Origin of the sequence: Tolypothrix campylonemoides VB511288_2 (genome assembly GCF_045999855.1) — a bacterium.
Classification (GTDB): Bacteria; Cyanobacteriota; Cyanobacteriia; order Cyanobacteriales; family Nostocaceae; genus Scytonema; species Scytonema bouteillei_A.
Window position 1 is genome coordinate 868,735 of sequence record NZ_JBFPMW010000004.1, and the last position, 21,035, is coordinate 889,769.

At 42.0% G+C, this 21,035-nt stretch carries 18 protein-coding genes and 1 pseudogene; 6 read left to right on the forward strand and 13 right to left on the reverse strand.

The genetic code is table 11. The features are described 5' to 3' along the window. Window positions 1-51: 51 nt before the first annotated feature. Complete coding sequence (locus AB0756_RS16315) at window positions 52-588, reverse strand: late competence development ComFB family protein (protein WP_038087108.1); 537 nt, start codon at window positions 586-588, stop codon at window positions 52-54. Window positions 589-699: 111 nt separating this feature from the next. Then, a complete protein-coding gene (locus AB0756_RS16320; protein WP_050046158.1) occupies window positions 700-1,608 on the reverse strand; it encodes a M23 family metallopeptidase in 909 nt (302 codons plus the stop codon). A 370-nt stretch (window positions 1,609-1,978) separates the two neighbouring features. Between AB0756_RS16320 and AB0756_RS16325 the strand changes: the two genes are divergently transcribed. Then, entirely contained in the window at window positions 1,979-4,318 is a 2,340-nt protein-coding gene (locus AB0756_RS16325; RefSeq protein ID WP_038086992.1) for a cation:proton antiporter domain-containing protein, read from the forward strand. 40 nt (window positions 4,319-4,358) lie between these two features. Here the strand turns inward: AB0756_RS16325 and AB0756_RS16330 are convergent, their stop codons facing one another. Then, a complete protein-coding gene (locus AB0756_RS16330) occupies window positions 4,359-4,571 on the reverse strand; it encodes an Hfq-related RNA-binding protein (protein WP_038087103.1) in 213 nt (70 codons plus the stop codon). A 128-nt stretch (window positions 4,572-4,699) separates the two neighbouring features. On the opposite strand from AB0756_RS16330, the gene dapF reads away from it, so the two are divergent. Together dapF and AB0756_RS16340 are read left to right on the forward strand one after the other, a co-directional pair. Next, window positions 4,700-5,542, forward strand: a complete 843-nt coding sequence (dapF, locus tag AB0756_RS16335; protein ID WP_038086989.1) for a diaminopimelate epimerase — start codon at window positions 4,700-4,702, stop codon at window positions 5,540-5,542. Window positions 5,543-6,070: 528 nt separating this feature from the next. After that, entirely contained in the window at window positions 6,071-11,482 is a 5,412-nt protein-coding gene (locus AB0756_RS16340) for a trifunctional serine/threonine-protein kinase/ATP-binding protein/sensor histidine kinase (RefSeq protein ID WP_038086984.1), read from the forward strand. 148 nt (window positions 11,483-11,630) lie between these two features. Here the strand turns inward: AB0756_RS16340 and AB0756_RS40035 are convergent. The 4 genes and pseudogenes from AB0756_RS40035 to AB0756_RS16355 form a co-directional block, all read right to left on the reverse strand. Further along, window positions 11,631-11,753: pseudogene (locus AB0756_RS40035) on the reverse strand (ISH3 family transposase); the annotation flags it as partial. A gap of 72 nt (window positions 11,754-11,825) precedes the next feature. Then, window positions 11,826-12,563, reverse strand: a complete 738-nt coding sequence (locus AB0756_RS16345; RefSeq protein WP_038086980.1) for a class I SAM-dependent methyltransferase — start codon at window positions 12,561-12,563, stop codon at window positions 11,826-11,828. Between the two features lie 42 nt (window positions 12,564-12,605). Next, window positions 12,606-13,265 (reverse strand): glutathione S-transferase family protein, encoded by a 660-nt coding sequence (locus AB0756_RS16350; RefSeq protein WP_038086978.1) that lies wholly within the window; start codon window positions 13,263-13,265, stop codon window positions 12,606-12,608. A 31-nt stretch (window positions 13,266-13,296) separates the two neighbouring features. Continuing rightward, window positions 13,297-13,563, reverse strand: a complete 267-nt coding sequence (locus tag AB0756_RS16355) for a hypothetical protein (protein ID WP_050046157.1) — start codon at window positions 13,561-13,563, stop codon at window positions 13,297-13,299. Window positions 13,564-13,676: 113 nt separating this feature from the next. Here AB0756_RS16355 and AB0756_RS16360 point away from each other — a divergent pair, with 113 nt between their 5' ends. The 3 genes from AB0756_RS16360 to AB0756_RS16370 are packed head-to-tail and all read left to right on the forward strand — an operon-like array spanning window position 13,677 to window position 15,319. Further along, entirely contained in the window at window positions 13,677-14,618 is a 942-nt protein-coding gene (locus AB0756_RS16360; protein ID WP_038086976.1) for an SPFH domain-containing protein, read from the forward strand. A gap of 3 nt (window positions 14,619-14,621) precedes the next feature. After that, window positions 14,622-14,789 carry a hypothetical protein gene (locus tag AB0756_RS16365; RefSeq protein WP_167844652.1) on the forward strand — a complete coding sequence of 56 codons (168 nt, stop codon included), beginning with the start codon at window positions 14,622-14,624 and terminating at the stop codon, window positions 14,787-14,789. A 53-nt stretch (window positions 14,790-14,842) separates the two neighbouring features. Further along, entirely contained in the window at window positions 14,843-15,319 is a 477-nt protein-coding gene (locus tag AB0756_RS16370; protein ID WP_038087101.1) for an IS607 family transposase, read from the forward strand. 163 nt (window positions 15,320-15,482) lie between these two features. Here the strand turns inward: AB0756_RS16370 and AB0756_RS16375 are convergent, their stop codons facing one another. From AB0756_RS16375 to AB0756_RS16400, 6 genes are all read right to left on the reverse strand, one after another. Then, window positions 15,483-16,085: a Uma2 family endonuclease gene (locus AB0756_RS16375; RefSeq protein WP_038086973.1), complete on the reverse strand. Its 603-nt coding sequence runs from the start codon at window positions 16,083-16,085 to the stop codon at window positions 15,483-15,485. A 148-nt stretch (window positions 16,086-16,233) separates the two neighbouring features. Continuing rightward, complete coding sequence (locus AB0756_RS16380; protein WP_038086969.1) at window positions 16,234-16,995, reverse strand: trypsin-like peptidase domain-containing protein; 762 nt, start codon at window positions 16,993-16,995, stop codon at window positions 16,234-16,236. Between the two features lie 58 nt (window positions 16,996-17,053). Next, window positions 17,054-18,319, reverse strand: a complete 1,266-nt coding sequence (locus AB0756_RS16385; RefSeq protein ID WP_050046156.1) for a M28 family peptidase — start codon at window positions 18,317-18,319, stop codon at window positions 17,054-17,056. Between the two features lie 167 nt (window positions 18,320-18,486). Further along, entirely contained in the window at window positions 18,487-18,654 is a 168-nt protein-coding gene (locus tag AB0756_RS16390) for a hypothetical protein (protein WP_202048602.1), read from the reverse strand. 117 nt (window positions 18,655-18,771) lie between these two features. Then, window positions 18,772-20,061: a sensor histidine kinase gene (locus AB0756_RS16395; protein ID WP_038075033.1), complete on the reverse strand. Its 1,290-nt coding sequence runs from the start codon at window positions 20,059-20,061 to the stop codon at window positions 18,772-18,774. A gap of 61 nt (window positions 20,062-20,122) precedes the next feature. Further along, on the reverse strand, window positions 20,123-20,800 hold the full coding sequence (locus tag AB0756_RS16400) for a response regulator transcription factor (protein ID WP_038075021.1): 678 nt from the start codon (window positions 20,798-20,800) through the stop codon (window positions 20,123-20,125). Window positions 20,801-21,035 lie beyond the last annotated feature (235 nt).

The following is a 21,035-nucleotide window of genomic DNA, read 5'->3' on the forward strand; positions in this document are numbered from 1 at the left end:
AGTATGAAGTATAAAGTATGAAATAGTTTTTTATACTTTATACTTCATACTTCATCCTTTTTGCTCAAATTGGGGTGCGTAAGATTCAAGTAAAGCGCTCACCTGTCGCAAAACTTCATTGCTTGTGTTTCTAGTTCCTACCGGCGTGTTGCCAACAGTAGGTCGATCGAGACTGCGAGCAATTGCTTCATTAACTTGTTGAGCAATTAATTCCTGAAGTTGTGCTCTAGCCCGTTGGCGCTGGTAGGTAGCACCTTCTTCTGTGGTAGCGTACAGGGGTGGTAGGCGGTTGAGGGCATAAGCGGCGATATCCCCGACATCCAGAGAACTTTCGCTAGTCGCTTCAATTTCTGCGACGCGAGCGATCGCCTCGGTGAGTACCAATTCTTCCATGACGTTGATAAACTGTTTGCGCGGTACCGCCATGACCTCGCCAGTTAAAAGCGATCCCATCAGTCGGTCCAACGCCATGTACTCTTCGATTGACAGTTCGCTAGCGTTATCACAAATTCGCCCGACTTCTGCTTCCATTGCTGGTGTAAGATAACCATCCTGGAGAGCTTGTTCCACAATTTTTTCTATACTCATAATGTTAATCATCTTATAAGCCATCCAAGCAAGGTTGGGACGGTACCAATCCTACTTATTCTGCCCGAATAAGAGCCAATAGTACGCAAAAAGTTACCATTTGAGAAATTATTATTTAACTTCTTGTTTTCGCCAGGGTACTGGGTCAATAGATTTACCATTGACGTACAAACCCCAGTGGAGATGGGGTCCCGTGGAAGCGCCTGTTGAACCGACTGCACCAATGAGTTGACCGGGTTGAACAAAATCGCCCTCCTTTACATTGATGCGGCTCAAGTGCAAAAAAACGCTAGTTACACCTTGCCCGTGATCGATACCAACTACATTACCGTGGACTCGAAATCCTTCAGAGACTCTACCCACCAAGGAGACTCGGCCCGCAGCCGGAGCCACAACAGGTGAACCTGCGCCTCCTGCATAGTCAAGTCCCCGATGGTAGTAGTCCTTAGCAAATTTACCATTATAGTAGCGACGTATGCCATAAATTGTGCTAACTCGTCCTCTGTTTGGTGCTAGGAAAGGACCTTGCCAATATTTTTCCGGTGTTTGCAACGCTTTAAAAGCCGCAACACGTTGAAGTTCGTGTTCTGTGGCGTTGACTCCTGCTTTTCCGGGAGGTAAATTGATTCGTTGTACGGGAAATTTGCGAGATCGTACTTGTAATGTCAAGTTCTGCACCTGCCCTTCTCCCGACACTTGGATAGTTCTATTCCCAGGAGTTTCCAATGGTGTCGTAGGGATGAAAGCACGATACTGATTTGGTGCAATTTCATATACTGGGTACTTATCATCCCCACTTGTAACGGTTACATTGTTACTGGGATCTGCATTCTCTAAATTGACCATAACCGATATGGTGTCTCCTAATTGAGGAGATTCCGGGCTAACTTGTACTTGTAAAGCCCGTGCAGGTGAGGTAAACACAACAGGTAAAGCAGCAAAAATGCCAACAAGAGCATTGGTTACAAGGCTGTTGATTTTTGATTTGTTCTGAAAATGGCTAACGCTATACACGGTCATTGTCAAAGAGAAAAACAACTTGGATAGTTCTGTTGAGAAACAGACTAACTTATAAAGAAAGGGAGTTCCCTATCTTCCATGTTGTTTCTAGCATAGAAAATCTTAGAAAAATAAGGATCGCGCTTGGTTTTTTTCAATCGTTCAGCCCGTACAAAGGACACATCAGAGCACGTAAATTTGTACTAGCTCCATTGCCAGCATTTATATCAGCAGTGGGGATTGGGGATAAATTATTCTTTCTTGTCCCCCTTGTCTACCTTGTCCCCCTTGTCCGAGCCCCTAGTTTCTCTTTCATCAATTAACTATCCAGGCTGATAGAAAACTTTGTATCCTTAATGTTAATAGGTCTTAACAGTGTGTCTCAAAACTTGTGCAGGAAGATTTTAGGCTGATAGTTGATTTAGTTTCGGTTTTCGCCGTGGCTGCTTGTGGCGGTCTGCTGGCGGCGCTTTTGCGACAACCCGTTTTATTGGGGTATCTAATTGGCGGAATGGTCGTCGGACCAGCCGGACTGGGACTGATCAAAGAAGTCATTCAAGTAGAAACTTTGGCTCAGTTCGGAGTCGCCTTTCTATTATTTGCCCTAGGTGTGGAGTTTTCGTTTTCGGAACTTAGAAAAGTTCAAAACATAGCTCTTGGGGGTGGTGGGCTACAAATAGCCCTGACAATTTTGGTCACCGTTATGGTTTGCGGGGTGACTGGGGCTTGGGCAACTTTGCCGGCTAAAGGTATATTTCTGGGGGCAATTTTGTCTCTCTCTTCCACAGCAGTTGTCCTAAAATGCTTGATGGAGCGTAATGAAACAGAAACGCCCCACGGGCAAGTGATGCTGGGTATTTTGATCGTACAGGACTTGGCATTGGGGCTGATGTTGGCGGTCTTACCAGCGCTTCATCAACCAGGGGAAGCTATCGGTGTGGCGGTACTCCTGGCACTGTTAAAGATTGGGTTATTTGCTGCTGGTGCTGTTGTTGCTGGAATTTGGCTCATCCCACCTTTGTTACAATTGCTAGCCCGCACGGAAAGTCGCGAATTATTTTTGTTAGGAGTGGTGGCGCTGTGTTTGGGCATTGCCCTACTTACAGAGTACTTGGGGCTTTCTATCGAAATGGGAGCATTTGTTGCAGGTTTGATGATTTCGGAGGTAGAATATGCCGACCAAACTTTATCATACGTGGAGCCACTGAGAGATATTTTTGCCAGTTTGTTCTTTGCTTCCATCGGGATGTTAATCGATCCAGTATTTTTATGGAACAATCTGGAACTGATTCTGGGGTTAGTAGCACTGGTATTTGTAGGTAAGCTGATAATTATAACACCATTGGTAAGATTGTTCCGTTATCCATTAAAAACGGCGTTAATTGCTGGATTGGGATTGGCTCAAATTGGGGAATTTTCCTTTGTGCTTGCTAGTGAAGGACAAGCATTGGGGCTGGTTTCCCGACGAATATATTTATTGATATTGGGAACAACAGCGGTGACACTGGTACTTACCCCATTTGTGCTGCGTTCGGTTCCGATTTTATTTGATTGGATAGAGTCAGTCCCTTGGCTAAAGACGTTTTTAAGTGATGAGGGTCAGCCTTTAGAAGTTACCAAAGAATTATCATTGAAAGATCATGTAGTGGTTTGCGGCTATGGGCGAGTGGGACGAAATTTAGTTAAGTTACTGCTTTCTCGCGAGTTACCTATTGTTGTCATTGACCAGTCGGAAACAAGAATTCAGCAATTGCGGGATGCGGGAATTCCTTATGTCTACGGCAATTGTGTCAGTCTTCACGTTTTAGAAACAGCTGGGGTAAATACTGCACGAGGAATGGCGATCGCACTTCCCGACCCCATGAGCACTCGTCTTTGCTTAAAACGGGCTTTGGAATTATCTCCCGATCTCAATGTGGTTGTTCGTGCGACTAATGATAAAAGCATTGAAGTCCTCTACCAACTTGGCGCACGAGAAGTTGTGCAACCAGAGTTTGAGGCGAGTTTGGAAATGGTAACCTACATTCTTACAGAAGTGGGCTTATCACCTGCACTCGTGCAGCAACAAATGCAAGAAATTCGCAACAGTCATTATTTAGACCTCAGACCCACGCGTACTGCTTCAGAGGTTTCTCGCGATTTGCAACAAGCAACTCAAGACCTCAACAAGCGCTGGTATCCCCTACCATCAGGTTCGCCTCTCATTGGTATGTCCTTGGAAGAAGCCGATATGCGCTACTTAACGGGAGTGAGTTTGATGGCTATTCGCCGCGAAGGAGGTGAAGAAATTGACTTTCCTTCTGTCGAAACCAAATTGCAAGAGGGCGATCGCTTGTTGATTGTCGGTTCTGATGGCGAGTTTGCTGCATTGGATGAATTTGCCAAAGGAAACGTTGCTGTTCCCGGTGAAAACAGCGCATGCCAATGGGTTACGGTGAGTACGGATTCTTCAATGGTTGGTAAAACTTTGGGTGATTTGGACATCCACAACCAGTATGGAGTCAAAGTGCAGGCAATGCGACGAGATGGAAAATTTATCCGTTTTCCTAATGACAGTATGGACTTACAAGCTCGCGACCAAGTTTTAGTATGTGGTAGCTTAGTTGCTGTCAATCAACTCGTGCAGTTGCTTGCACCGGAAACTATAGTGCCTTTGGCTGTACCAATGGTAAAAGCTGGTGAAGCTGACGCACTTAAGGAGTTTCTTCCCATGGATAGCTTGCTGGATTAAGCTGTAAAAACGTGCTGTAAAGACCAGCCATGCTCGGTCTCTACATGGGTTTGATATAAGCGATCGCTTGCTTCCAAACGGTTACGTGCTGGTTATGGTCGTCTACACAACACAAACACTGCACGTCTTGCCATATCATTTTCCCGGTAAGTAGGTCACCAGTTAGCAGTTTGATTTGGATAGCAGCACCTTCCTTAATTAGGTTTTGTACTTGTCGAATACTAGGGAGAGAGGTATCAAATTCAGTAATCATAGTCATCTAAAGTATGAAGTATCAAGTCAGAAGGATGAAGTATGAAGGATGAGATTTATTAAATTTTTCATCCTCGATCCTTCAGCCTGTATCCTTTACCCTTCGTTTATAATTCAAGGATTTTAAAAATGGCAATTGAATTTACTAAGTATCATGGTTTGGGTAATGACTTTATCTTGATTGACAATCGCTCGTCATCCACTCCCGCCATTACACCAGAACAAGCAATTCAGTTATGCGATCGCCACTTTGGTATCGGTGCTGACGGTGTCATTTTTGCACTACCTGGCGAAAAGGGTAATGACTATACCATGCGGATTTTCAACTCCGATGGTTCAGAACCAGAAATGTGTGGTAATGGTATTCGCTGTTTGGCGGCTTTCCTCGCTGATTTGGAAGGAACTCAGAGAAAAAGCGACAAATATGCCATCGAGACGTTAGCTGGCGTAATGACGCCCCAACTGATGTTAGATGGTCAAGTTAGAGTAGATATGGGGCTGCCAAAATTACTGGCTGGTGAAATTCCTACGACTCTCGCTCCCGATGATGAAAAAGTTATCGATCGACCGATACAAGTTGCAGGAAAAACTTGGAATGTGACCTGTGTTAGTATGGGTAACCCTCACTGCATTACTTTTGTAGAAGATGTTGCGGCTGTTCCTCTGGAAGTTATCGGTCCTCAGTTTGAAAACCACCCCCTATTTCCCCGACGCACAAACACAGAATTTATTGAAGTGGTCCGTCGCGACTACGTGAAAATGCGAGTCTGGGAACGCGGAGCGGGTATAACTTTAGCTTGCGGGACGGGTGCTTGTGCATCATTGGTGGCTGGGGTACTGACAGGAAAATGCGATCGCATAGCGACTGTGGAACTTCCCGGAGGACCATTGGAAATCGAATGGTCAGAACTAGACCAACGGGTTTACATGACCGGACCTGCTGAGCGAGTTTTTACTGGGAAAATCAGCTAACTTACATCTTGCACCTACACCCTAAAAGGGTGAGGCTATACAAACAAAGCCTGCCTGCGCAGGCTAATAAGCTTGATTTTACGTTTTTGTGACAAAAACGTATAGTTAAACACTTGTTGAAAGAAACTGCACAACAATTAAAAGGGGCAGCCAAACGCAGATTCATCGCACTTGCATACCCTTCTTCTGTCACTTTCCGGAAAAGCGATTGCTACAAGCCTCATGAGGCAATCAATACAAACTACCCTATTAGAAAAAAATTGGTGTTGTATTTGTTATTAGAAAAGAATCGCACGTAGGCGTAGCCCGTCGTAGACATCGCTTGTTATACAAAAGCTCTAGAATTCAGAAATAGCAAATGTTTTCGGAGAGTAACAGAAGAGGGGTAAATACCCAACTAAAATGCACAACAGCTTATGTTTTGCTGTTGAAAACTGATTTTCCGCATTTACTTAAAAACTAAGATACTCTGTGGGAATACTAGTTTTAACAAGCAAAAATAAGACTGTAGCATAAGGTTAAGTATAAATGATTATTGCGAGCCAGATTCCTCTTATTCCCGGATATCAAATTAGCTCTCAACTGTATGCAGGCTCCAGAACCTCAGTATATCGAGCTATTCGAGAGCAAGAACCGCTCGCAGTAGTCATTAAACTTCTGACATCTAAATATCCCAGCTTCAACGAATTATTACAATTTCGCAATCAATACACCATTAGCAAAAATCTTAACATTCCTGGGATTATTCATCCTTTATCGTTAGAAACCTACAGAAATGGTTATATCTTAGTAATGGAGGATAAAGGGGAAATTTCTTTACGAGAATATATTAAAACTACTACTCTGTGTTTGAGTGAATTTTTAGCGATCGCTATCCAATTAACCAATATTATCCACGGTTTACACCAAAACTGTGTGATTCACAAAGACATCAAACCGGCAAACATTCTGATTCATCCCCAAACAAAACAAATTCAACTCATCGACTTTAGTATCGCTTCTCTGTTGCCTAAAGAAACCCAAGAAATTAAAAGTCCCAATATTTTAGAAGGAACGCTCGCTTATATTTCACCCGAACAAACTGGAAGGATGAACCGAGGCATAGATTACCGCAGTGATTTTTATTCTCTGGGGGTAACATTCTATGAATTATTAACAAAAGAGCTACCATTTATTTGTGACGATCCGATAAAATTGGTACATTGTCATATTGCCAAAATGCCAAAAGCATTAGGTAATAGAGAAGATATTCCGCAGGTAATTTCAGATATTGTCATGAAATTAATGGCGAAAAACGCCGAAGATAGATATCAGAGTGCTTTAGGATTAAAACACGATTTAGAAAATTGTTTATCTCAACTTAAAGATACTGGTAAAATTATAAATTTTCAAATTGGTCAGAGGGATGTATACGATCGCTTTCTGATCGAAGAAAAACTTTATGGACGTGAAGCAGAAGTCCAAACTTTACTCGATGCCTTTGAGCGCGTCGCCAACGGCACATCTGAAATGATGTTGGTAGCAGGATTTTCAGGGATTGGTAAAACTGCGGTAGTCAATGAAGTTCACAAACCAATTACTCGTCAGCAAGGGTATTTCATCAAAGGAAAATTTGACCAATTTAATCGTAATATTCCTCTATCAGCTTTTGTGCAAGTCTTACGAGATTTAATGACACAATTATTGTCAGAATCAGACGCACAATTAGCACAATGGAAAACCAAGATTCTCCAAGCTGTAGGCGACAATGGACAAATTTTGATTGAGGTAATTCCCGAACTAGAACGAATTATTGGTCAGCAACCTTCTGTGTTAGAAATATCGCCAACTGCGGCACAAAATCGCTTTAATCTATTGTTCCAAAAATTTCTTGCAGTCTTTACTACAAAAGAACATCCGTTAGTCATGTTTCTGGATGATTTACAGTGGGCAGATTCAGCTTCGCTGGCGTTAATTAAACTCCTGATGCAGGAGAACAGCTATTTACTTTTGTTGGGGGCTTATCGAGACAATGAAGTGTCGCCGACACATCCATTCATCTTGACGGTGGCAGAACTCAAGAAAGCCCAGAAGACTGTTAATACAATTACGCTTTCGCCTCTTGCCTTGAATGATACAAATCAGTTAATTGCAGATACATTGCATTGTACGACACAGCGAGCGCGTCCTCTGACACAATTAATTGAGCGCAAAACTCAAGGAAATCCGTTTTTTATCACCCAGTTTCTCAAAGCATTATACGAAGACGGTCAGATTACTTTCAATCGCAATCAAGGATATTGGGAATGTGATATTGCTCAAATCAATACGCTGTCTCTCACTGATGATGTGGTCGAGTTTATGGCGCAGCAATTGCAGAAATTGCCAAAAGAAACGCAACAAATACTGAAATTAGCTGCTTGTATCGGCAATCAATTTGACTTAGCAACCTTGAGTATTGTTTGCGAGCGCTCGCAAACAGATACGGCGGCGGCTTTGTGGAAGGCTTTACAAGAAGGGCTAATTCTGCCGCAAAGTCAATTGTATAAATTTTATCTTAGTTCTGATGGAGTAGATGCAAATACTAGCAACATTGAAAATGTAACCTATCGATTTTTGCACGATCGCGTCCAACAAGCTGCCTATTCTTTGATTGCTGATGACCAAAAACAAATAACCCATTACCAGATAGGAAAACTACTGCTCGAAACAGTATCCCCAGAGTCAAGAGTTGACAGAATTTTTGAACTAGTCAATCAATTAAACTATGGAACTGCTTTAATTACCGAACAAAAACAACGAGATGAATTAGCCGAACTTAATTTGATTGCCTGTCATAAAGCCAGAACTGCTACTGCTTATCAAGCAGGTCGTGAATATGCCAATATCGGGTTAGCTTTGCTAGGAGGAAATGCTTGGCAGCAGCGATATAAAATGACTCTTGAACTTCATGAATTAGCAGCTGAATTAGCTTGCTTATGCGGTGATCTTGAGGCGATGGAACAGTTAATTGAGACAACCATTAAACAAGCGCGAACTTTATTAGAACAGGTCAATGTTTATCGAATTAAGATTCAATCAAATGTCTCCTGGAAGAAAAATACTGAAGCCATTGCTATTGCTCAAAAAGTTTTGCAACAATTGGGAATAACTTTTCCTCAAGCACCTATACAAAATGATATTCAAGAAAGTATTGCAGAAGTTGAAAAATTGATTGCAGGCAGGGAAATTCAGGATTTGATTAACCTACCGATGATGACGGATGCAGAAAAAATCGCTATTTTGCAGATTATCAGTAGCATCATACCAGTCGCGCACTTCACCGATCCTTTATTGTTTCTATTATTGGTTTTGTTGTCAGCCAAACTATCTATTCAATACGGGAATATATCCGTTTCAGCCATTGCATATTCGTGCTATGGCATCATTTGCTGTAATATACGGCAAGATGTGAAAACAGGGATCGAGTTTGGTCAATTGGCACTTCAGGTTGTCTCCAAACTCGATGCCAAAACTATCAAGCCGGTGGTGTTACATACGACGGGATTATTTATCATACACCGCAAATTCCACCTCAAAGAAACCCTCTCACTTCTGCAAGAGGCTTATACAATTGCTCTAGAAGTTGGAAATTACGAGTATGCAGGATATAGCATCTACAGTTTTTGTCTCCACTCTTTTTGGTGCGGTCACCCTCTTGTAACCTTGGAACAAGAGACTCGTACTTATTGTGATGGGTTGCTGCAATTAAACCAATTAACGTCAGCTCAGGGATGTCGGTCTCTTGGGCAATTACTTTTAAATTTACTTGGTGGTGCAGCCCATCCTTGTACATTTTCTGGAGAAGCTTTCCAAGAATCTGAATTACTGACTTTGTTATTGGCTGAGAATAATCATTTTCTATTGTGTTTATTCTATTTTTATAAACTGATACTTTGCTATCTATTCGGAGAAATTGAATCAGCTCAAAACAATGCCTTTAAAGCCAGACACTATTTAATATCTACTACTGGACATGTTGCTGAAACTGGGTTTTACTTCTATGATTCTTTAGCAGATCTAGCACTTTTAAATTCAGAATCAAAGGAGACTTTAGAGGTTTTCGAGCGCGTGGAACAAAACCAAAATAAATTACAGCACTGGGCGAATTACGCGCCTATGAATCATCAACACAAGGTTGATTTGGTTGCTGCCGAAAAATGTCGGGTATTAGGACAGAAAACAGAAGCTATTGAGCTATACGACAAGGCTATCTCTGGAGCTAAAGCTAACGAATATATCCAAGAAGAAGCTTTAGCTAACGAACTCGCTGCTAAGTTTTACCTGGCTTGGGGTAAGGAAAAGGTGGCCTCAGGCTATATGCAGGAAGCCTACTACTGCTACGCCCGTTGGGGTGCAAAAGCGAAAGTTGCCCATTTAGAACAACAATATCCGCAACTACTGGCAGCTATTCTGGAACCGACTAACTTTGCCATTACATCCGAAGGAACCATCGCCTCAACTGTGATGCGAGGTGTAACTAAAAGCAATAGCAACCAAAATGTATGGTTAGATTTTCCCACGGTGATGAAAGCGGCACAAGCCATCTCCCAAGAAATTGAATTAGAAAAGCTGTTAACAACCTTAATGCAGATTGCCATCGCTAATGCCGGCGCACAAATCGGTCATTTCATCCTTTGCCGAGACGAACAATTGATAGCCGTCGCTCAAGCCGATGGAGAACAAGCAAAAACTTTAGAAATTCCCCTGGCTGAATACCAAGAAATCCCCCAGAGTTTGATTTATACAGTAGCGCGGATTCAACAAACAGCTGTGTTTGAAAACTTAAGTGATTCACCACAATTTGCAGGCGATCGCTATGTCATAACTCACCATCCCAAATCAGTTTTGTGTACTCCCATTAGTCGCCAAGGAAAACTCGTCGGGATTTTATACTTAGAAAATAACTTAGCTGTGGGTGCTTTTAGTAGCGAGCGCATCGAGATTCTACAACTTCTCACCAGCCAAGCCGCCATCTCTGTAGAAAATGCCCGTTTGTATCAACAAATCGAAAACTATTCCCATACTCTAGAAGCAGAGGTAGAGCTAAAAACCCACGCTCTTAACCAAAAAGCCCAAGATTTAGAGCAAACCTTGAAAAAATTGCAACAAACTCAAGCGCAATTGATACACAGCGAGAAAATGTCATCAATAGGACAACTCGTAGCTGGTATTGCTCATGAAATTAACAATCCAGTCAATTTTATCAAGGGTAATATCACCCATACAAAAAGTTATATTGCAGACATGATGAGTTTGTTGACATTGTATCACCAAGAATATCCCCAACCTAGTGTAGTTATTCAAGCTAAGAAGGAAGAAATTGACCTGAATTTTCTGTTTGAGGATGTTAATCAAATTTTAGAATCAATGAAAGTAGGCAGCGATCGCATCAGTCAGATTGTCTTGAGTTTACGCAACTTTTCTCGCTTGGATGAAGCAGAATTGAAAGCTGTAAACTTACACAGTGGCATTGAAAGTACATTGTTAATTTTGCAACATCGCTTGCAAGCCTCTGAAAATCAACCTGAAGTCCGTGTGGTTAAGGAGTATGGCAACCTACCTCTGGTGACTTGTTCTCCTAGCCAGTTGAATCAAGTTTTCCTAAATATCATCAATAATGCGATTGATGCCATTCGAGATAATCCTAAACGTAGTGAAAACCCACAAATTCAGATACGCACTAAAGTTATGGATACCGAACGGTTACGAATTGCCATTTCTAATACAGATAGTACGATTCCTAAAAGCCTTCAAGAACGTATTTTTGACCCATTCTTTACGACAAAACCCATCGGTCGTGGTGCTGGTCTGGGTTTATTTGTTAGCTATTCGATTATCCAACAACATGGCGGTACTTTAACTGTGCGATCTCAGCCATCAGAGCAAACAGAATTTGAGATTATTCTTCCTATTCGGTAACTTCTTGTTAACTCTCAAGAAACACATTCGGTGGAGTGGGAAATAGGAATGAGTTCTAAACCAAGAGCCTGAGCTTTTTTCTTCAAGTTTTTCAAAGTGCGCTCTCGGTAATGTCAGTAGACCGAAAACTTTGGCTATCTCTAAAAATATAAGCATAGAAAGAACAAGTACCATTTTTCGCTTGACTTCTATAAATATATGGTGCTTCTAATGGTGATGGCTCACCATAATATGGAATTAAATTAAAGTCGATGTCAATTTTCTGTTGTCCTTGTCGTATAACTGTTGGCATTAAAGGAAAGATTCAGATTGGGGATTTATTTTACAGAATTGCCAACACAAGTTAAGGAACTTGTATTAAATAAAAAACATATCCATACCAGTCAGAATACTTGCGATAAAATTTTATTTCTAATAAAGAGTTATCTAATTCCTTATTCATTGCTTCATTGTCTTTGTATTGCTCTCGTAACAACCTTATTCTTGTTTCTAAAGGTGTATAGTAACTATCCCACCATCCAGACTCAGGAAGAACAAAATGTCCAACTTTTGTGTATCCTAAATCTTCCACAATCCTCAGATTGCTTTCAATTGTTTGTATATTGGGATAATTAGCTTGCCAATATTTCTGAACTTCAATAGGAGGATTGGACTTCAACCAAGAAATTTCCGATACTACCAAATACCCTTTAGCTTTTAAAAGAGGCTGCCAAGTTTGAAGCCCCTTTTCAAAACCAATAATATAAATAGCACCTTCTGACCAAATAACGTCAAAACTTTTCTCTTCAAACTCCAGAGAAAACATTGATGCATTAACAGTCAAAACTTTCTCTGACAATCCTTGAGCAAGAGCTTGGTTGTTTAATTGTTCTAAATAGGGTTGATGGTTATCTACAGCTGTGATGTTACCATCTATCAATTTAGCTAATTCAATGGTTTGCATACCAGTTCCACAGCCAACATCTAAAATAGATGGACTGGGTGGTAAATCTGTTAGCAGTGAAAACATCTTTCGAGTTGATTCGTTATTACCCGGTCCTTGTCTCGGCAAGTCTTTATAAATCTCAAAAAAAATGTCCATAGTCTTACACTTTGTTTGATTATCTCATTCCTTGTTTCATCCTTATTGATAAATCTCCTCAGCATGAATAATTTCCGTCTCAAATGAAGCCGCTTTCAGCCACTCCTGCATTGCAGGTAGGGCTAACACGGCTTCCATATAGGTTTTGCAAACAGCATCTAACTCCACACCGTAAGTTATGAAGCGCGAAACGACAGGAGCATACATAGCATCAGCAATGGTAAAGTTGCCAAACAGCATATTTCCCCCTGCTCCAAAATTTTGACGGCATTCCCGCCAGATATTGTTAATTCTGTCAATATCCTTTAGCACTTCAGAAGTCATTCCCTTGCCAGGAAATCGACTCCGACAATTCATTGGCATCTTTTGCCGTAAGTTTGGAAAACCGGAGTGCATTTCCGCACAGATACAACGGGCTATTGCTCGTGCAGCTTTTTTTTGAGGCCATAAATGCAGATTGGGATACTCTTCTGCCAAATATTCACAGATGGCAAGAGAATCCCACACGGTCAAATCTCCATGCATTAACACTGGAACTCTTCTTGTTGGAGAGTATTTCTGCATTTGTGCTGCCGTCTCTGGTGTGTCAAGAGGAATGCGAATTTCGTTAAACTCCAATCCGAATTGCCTCATAGCCAACCAGGGACGCAATGACCAAGACGAATAGTTTTTGTTGCCGATGACCAGCGTTAGTTGTGTCATATAGATTGATTTGTTGGAAATTCCTCAGTCATCATAGCGGATAGTGCGTGTAGAACCATGGGTTACCAAAGTAACCGTCCTCAAAACCGCGAGCAAATTCACCACCAGAGGTACGTGGTTTGTAAGCTTCCTCTTTTCGGCCACTAGCAAGTCCCTGGCGGTAGCTATCAGTGTAAGCACGAGGGTGATAGGCAGGATCTCTAGAAACTCGTTTTTGATTGACGGGATAGCAATAAGTTTCTTGACCAGCCCTTCGGGCAAGGCAGATTGCAGAGAGCAGAAGCGCGATCGCCCGCAATTATGCATAAATTTATACAATTATGACATCAATCTTACTAGCAGGTTTGGTACTTTTGGAGACTTAATACTAATATGATATCATTTTGATATAAATTTGATTTGATAAAAACTATGGAACAGAAAATCAAGGAATTTCCAGCGTTCAAGGTCAACGGCTTCATCATGCTTGCTGTGGTAGTTGCGCTTACGCTAGTGGGAGGGTGGTATCTTTGGTCTCGCGTGCAGGGACTGGAAGCTTTGTTGGCAAGAGGCTTGAAAATTACTGATTTCATCGGTAGTGAGGATAGTGCTGCAGAGTTTCTTGCTTGGTTGACGGCTACACTCCTGGTTGTTATCGTCCCATCGCTGTCAGGCTTCTTTAGTGTTGAGCCCAACCAAGCAGTGGTGTTGGTGCTGTTTGGGAAATACATGGGAACCGTCCGGGAATCTGGCTTTTGGTGGACAAATCCCTTTGCTAGCAAACAAAAGATTTCGCTGCGAGTTCGCAACTTCAATAGCAAAATCATTAAAGTTAACGATGCTGAAGGGAGTCCGATTGAAATTGCGGCGGTTGTTGTCTGGCAAGTTTTTGATTCAGCTAAGTCAAAGTTTGCAGTGGATGACTGTGAAGAATTTGTTGCTATTCAGAGTGAAACAGCCATTCGGTCTTTAGCCATACGATATCCCTACGACGCTCCAGATGAAACAGAAACGCCTTCCCTACGGGGAATTCCCGATGAAATCGCTCACGCTTTACAAAAAGAACTCCAAGCCCGTTTGGAAATGACAGGTGTAGAAGTGATTGAAGCACGGCTCTCGCACCTTGCCTATGCACCAGAAATTGCTCAAATGATGTTGCGAAGACAGCAAGCGAAAGCCTTAATTGATGCGCGACGGCAGATTGTCGAGGGTGCAGTGGGGATGGTGAATGAAGCGTTGAATCGTCTCAGTCGCGAACAAATGATTGATTTGGACGACGAGCGCAAAGCTTCAATGATTAATAATCTGTTGGTTGTTTTAACCTCCGAGCAAACCGCTCAACCCGTTATCAATGCTGGAACGCTTTATAACTAAGAAATGGGACAAAAAAAACGATTCTTGTTACGTCTGGATGAAAAACTTTACGAGATGTTGGAGAAATGGTCAGCAGATGAACTGAGAAGCGTGAATGCACAAATTGAGTATCTGTTAACTGAAGCTGTGAAGAAGGGGGGACGCTGGAAGGAGGACAAGGAGCTTGAATAAATAGCCAAATTCTTATCTAAACTTATTCATAGCTAACTAGAGTGAGTAAGTTTATGTGGAAAGTATCTGAGTTTGGTGATTTAGTGGGGATTTCGCCATCTACATTAAGACGGTGGGAAGAGGAGGGTAAGTTAATCCCAGAAAGAACATTAGGTAATCAACGAATTTATAATGAATCCCATTTAGCAATAGCTAAAAGTTTGAAGTCAGGTAAATACCCAACCAGGGTTGTTATATACTGCCGAGTCTCATCAAACAACCAAAAAGAAGATTTACTGAGCCAAGTAAAAGCAATGGAAAGCTTTTGCTTGGCTCAAGGTGTTTCTGTGACACAAACAATGCAGGAGATTGGAGGAGGATTAAACTTCAAGCGTCCAAAATTTCTGCAAATTATTCAATGGGCGATTGCAGGTGAATTAAAAAGCTTGTATGTAGCACACAAAGATAGGTTATGTAGGTTTGGGTTCGATTTGGTTGAGCAGATTGTACTGTGGGGTGGAGGCAATATTATTGTTGTGGACAAGAAGTAGCCGTCTACCTTGGTTGAAGCAGGAAGGAAACGCTAAACGAATCAACAAGTTTGAGGAAGTTTAGGTAAGTTTTTCGGAGCAGAAATCAGAGAAAGAGTAAGTCGCGTCAGGTAAGGCATAAGGTTTTGCAGAATATGCAAATCGCAGTTGTGCGAATTCTCTATTACCAAATTTTTGCCATCCGCAAGACAAATCCCGGTAGCACTGGTTCGCCGCTCACTGTTTCGGGATTATCCAAGATTTCTGGTTCTTGATTGGGGCGGTAGGTGTAGACTTTGCGGTTTTTGCGATCGATTAACCAGCCTAATGATGCACCATTGTCAATGTATTCCTGCATTTTGGATTGCAATTCATTGAGGGTATCGCTCTTAGAGCGTAACTCAATCACGAAATCTGGGCAAATCGGAGCAAATGAAGCTTTTTGTTCTTCGCTCAGGGCATTCCATCGCTCTAGTTTAATCCATGAGGCATCGGGGGAGCGAGTTGCCCCATTGGGAAGGGTAAAGCCAGCACTGGAGTCAAAGGACTCGCCTGTTCCATCTTGTTCTGCCCAATTCCCCAGTTGTACGGCAATCTTGAAGTTGCGATTACCTGTATCTGAAAAAGCTGGTGGCATAATGATAACTTCCCCACTGACATTACGCTCAATTCTTAAATCGCGATTTGCTTGACAGAATTCGTAGAACTGTTCAACAGTCATCGATTTGATAGAAGGAATATTAACCGTCAGTGGGACGCTTTGGGTTTGAATTAATAGCGTCGTCATTCTTTATCCCTCATGCTGTTATTCGTTATGCAAGTATATGCTACCTTATGCATTCGAGGAGGGCTATCCCAAAATGGACTCTTTGTCTTGCAAAGTGCTTGGACTCAGAAGTTCCCTTTTTGTAGGGAACCTCTGGTGAAATTTGTAACTAACTAGCTTGAGCAATCAATTGATTGGCAATTTGCTGGGCTGTATTAATGGGAATGGCAAAGCCCAGCCCTTGAGCACCTTGAATGATGGCGGTATTCATCCCAATGACTTGTCCGCGTTGATTGAGTAATGGTCCGCCAGAGTTACCGGGGTTAATAGCAGCATCCGTCTGAATAAACCCAACTCCTCTATTTCCCGCACCCACCGCACGGCTCGATCGCTCTGTTGCACTGATGATACCAACCGTCACGGTGTTATCCAAACCTAAAGGATTGCCAATTGCGATCGCCCATTCCCCCGGTTTCAGTTGATCGGAATTACCAATACTAACAGTCGGGAGATTATTCGACTGAATTTTAATCACAGCAACATCTGTTGTTCTATCTTCCCCTAACACTCTACCTGTGAAACTTCGACCATCTTTGAGTGTTACCTTTACCGTGTCTGCACCATCAATAACGTGAGCGTTGGTCAGAATCAGACCGTTGGATCGAATAATAAATCCCGAACCCGTTCCTTGTGCTACGCGCCTACCATAATATCGGCTTCTCACAGTGCGGGTGGAGTCTATCCGCACGACTGCGGGTCCAGTTCTTTCAACGGCATTAGAAACAAAGTTATTTTCTACAATGCTTGTAGGAGCAGCAGCAATTGATGTAGGTTCGGAAAGAACTGGATTTGTGGGCATGAAATGTGCGCCTAAAATAGCTGTTAATGCTCCAAAAGATACGAGGGATAAGTTAGATAATTGTTTTTTCATTGTTAATTGTTAATTGCTAATTGCTAATTGCTAATTGCTAATTGCTAATTGCTAATGGCTAATTGCTAGTTGTTGCGTTGAGAATTTGTTGGATAATGTCTAAACCTGCTTGCGTTGTTTCGTCTAGTAATTTTGGATTGACTTTCTTATCATTGGGTGTGTGGTAGTTTGGTTCTTGTCCTCGGTAGAAGAAAAGAATTGGTACATTTTTGCTAGCAAACGCTGCATGGTCGCTACCATCGCTAGAACCAAAGATTTTTATTCCTGGCTTCATTTTTTGGGCAAATTTTGTTAGGGAAGAGCTACCACCAATACCTAGTTGATTGTTAACTCCAACCATATCGAAGTTCATCATGGCTTTTAAGTCTGAAAGAAACTGCGGTTTGGCTGTCTTGACAAAAGCTCGCGCTCCTTGGAGTCCATCTTCCTCGCCATCAAAAGCTACAAACCAGGCTTGACGAGCAGTTTGCGTCTTTGACATATTACGAGCAAGAGATAATAAAACTGCTGTTCCTGAAGCATTATCGTTTGCACCCGGTGAACCAGCTACGGAGTCGTAGTGAGCACCAAGAAGAATTTTTGGTTGAGTTACGCCTTCAAGATGGGCAATAACATTGCGTCCGGTAACATTACGCTTTTGAGCATCAACTTTTAAACTGGCATTTTGTGCTACTCTTTGTACTTGTTGAAGTATGCGATCGCCTTTCTCTCGTGAAATCGCCAGCACTGGAATTTTGACTTCCTCTGCCAAGCTCCCATATACATCGCCCGATTTATTATTGACAATAACTAAACCCACCGCTCCAGCCGCCAAGGCATTTTTTGCTTTTTCTGAGAAGCGAATTTCTCCGCGTTGCACGATGGCAATTGCTCCAGTGACATTAACTGCGGCAAAATCAGCTTTTCGTCCAAAGTTAGGAACTGCGATAAGTGGAGCATTTAAGTTTCCGGGGATTGTGCCATTGAGCGCTATTCCCTTGATAGTCTCTCCATTAATTGTCAGATTAGAACCATTATCTTGAAACTTAGAATAAGTAAAAGTTTGAACTTCTGTTACATAACCTGCTTTACGATACTCATCCACAAGGTAAGAGCTAGCTTTTTCCATCACTGGTGTACCAGCGACTCTTGGACCTAAATTCACTAGAGCTTCTACATCTGCAAGAGTTCGGTTGGAGTTTGTCGTTTGTGCAACCGATGGAGAGACAATAATTTCCCCAACACTATTGGAGCGGACTCCACAGGCTGTAGGAAGCCAAATTAAAGCACCCATCAGTGCAATTTTTAACCAGGGTTTTTTTTGGATATTGTTGAACGCAATCATTTAAAAGTATGAAGGATAAAGGATAAAGGGTAAAACTTGAGATTTTGACCCTGATTGAATAAGGGCTACTAACCTTCAGAAAATCCTTGAACAATGTAGTTTCGAGCAAAACATATTCAGCCTCCGATTGGTTTATGCGCTATACTTCATCCTTCATCCTTCATCGTTTATCCTTTATTCTTAGTTTGCCGACTGTTGTACTGACTCCCGCCGTGATGAGTGCTAGCGTTTACAGTCTCTACAGCTAGAAAGTTCGCAATTGTTGCTGCGGTGAGTGCAGTATGCAAGAACGCTTTTTTGATCGTTGCTTCGTTGTCTTGTTGCTGATAGTTCATGGGAGTATTAAGTTCTGGGTTAAGTTGCTTGTTATTTTTTAGTATGATGGGCAAGTATGACAAAAAAATGTCAATTGGGATAGTTGTTAGTAGCTACTAACCATCAATCACTAACCACTAACTCTTCCCTTTGAGCGGAATTTCTATCTCAAATACGGAACCTTGACCGAAGATGCTCTTAACTGTGAGGTTTCCTTGATGCGCTTGTACAATTTGCTGGGCAATTGCCAATCCTAACCCAAAACCACCTGTTTGACGCGATCGCACTGTATCGACTCGGTAGAACCGTTCAAAAATATGGGATAAATCTTCTTCTGGAATACCAATACCGGTATCTTCTACCTGAAGAATAACCCGATGGGGTGGTGTCAGCAGCCTTAGCGTTACTATACCCCCTTCAAGAGTGTATTTCAAGGCATTGTTGAGTAAATTGACAACAGCCTGTTTTAATAAATCTGCATCCACTTTAAGATATACGGGTTGTTGGGGTAGTTGAACGGTAAAGTTGAGATTTTGTGCTGTGGCTTGTTTCTGATATTCTTTTGCCAGTGTTTGTAGGAGTTCAACAATATCGATAGTCTTGAGTTTGGTAATATCTAGGGGTCTGTCTTGGCGAGCGAGAAACAATAGATTGTTGATGAGAGAGCTCATTGATTTAGCAATCTCAACGATATTTTCCAAACGATAAAGCTGCTCTGCTTCATCTTGTGGAGGCATGAGAGCCACTTGTGCATTACTTAAAATAGCAGCAACAGGAGCACGCAATTCATGGGATGCATCCGCTGTAAAGCGCTGTAGTTGTTCGTAGGCTCGAAGAGCGGGTTGCATCGCAAGCCCTCCTAAAAACCACCCAGTTATACCTACTAATGCTAAACTTACGGGAACGCCTAGTGTCAAAAATAACCTTGCCTTGTTTAAGCTATGACGTAGAGGTGTTAGAGGAACAGCGACTTGAATGTATCCAATTACATTTTCATTCTGTGTAATAGGTAACGTAATTTCTCGAACCCACTCTTGGTAGGGAGTTATTCTAGATCGGTTGCTAGTAATTTTGATGGTTTGAAAACCAGGAGTCGCGCTCGGTCTTACCGAACGTGCGATACCGGGCGCGTATATCAGTTCTTTCTCATAATTATACAAACGTACATAAACAATATCACTGTTAACGGGTGGTAAAGTATCACCAAACATGGGAACTTCTTTTTGCTTGTACTGCCATCGTTGATTATATGTGGGGTATTGTATACCCCTGACAAGTGTTTTACTTGTAGAGTAAAGCCTTTCATCAAAAGCCTGTAGTTGCTGTTGAACAACCAAGTAATAAGCTATAGCAGTAAAGGCGACAAGAATACTCCCCATCGATATGGTGAACAAATATGCAAGATTGCGACGGCTGCGAGCAAACATAATAGGGGGACTAAGGGGACTAGGGGGACTAGGGAGAAGCTCTCTTATCTTTCTTATCTTTCTAATTTTCAGGAACATTAAGGCGATACCCCACACCATAGACGCTTTCTAGCCAGTCCTTAGCGTCAATAATTTGCAAGCGCTGTCGCAACCGACGTACCAAAGTGGTGACTGCGTTACTTTCTGGTTCTGTCCCCCATCCCCACAATGCTTGTTCAATTTGAGTGTGGGATAGAATCTGGCGGGGATGGCGCATCAAATACTCCATCAGTTGAAACTCGCGCCCGGATAACTGGGTACTGGCTTGATTGCGCTCAATAGTTAAATTGTTTAAATCTAAATGTAAATCTGCAAGTGTCAGGCGATCGCCATTCCACAATGGAGAACGTCTTCGTAATGCTCGTACTCGGGCTAACAATTCTATAATATCTATTGGCTTGACCAAGTAATCGTCAGCCCCAGAGTCCAAACCGTAAACTTTATCGGAAGTACTATCTTTGGCAGTGAGCATTAATACTGGAGCTGTTTTTCCAGCCCGTCGGTATTCCTGGCAAAGATTGATACCGCTTACCTTTGGCAACATCCAGTCTAATATCAATAAGTCATAATCTTTTTGAGATAAAAGCCACTGGGCTGTTTCTCCATCTTCTATACCATCAACAGTATGTCCTGCTTTAATAAGTGCAGCTCGCAAAGGTTCTAATTGAGCTAAGTCATCTTCAACTAAAAGGATTAACATAAAAATAGCTATGTGTTTCTACCACAATTTGCTGAAATTTTTACACGGCAAGGGTTTGTGACGGTGAAGGTTGCCAGTATTTAAAGGCAGGGACTGTACGGCACTATCTTTTTGTTCCAAAATATAACATTTTTGAATCGTATCTGCCGAATCTCAATTGTAGTGAATGTAACTGCATTAAGTAGCGATACGATAAAAAGCATGTCCTTTGGCGATCTCTGACTCTAACATTGCT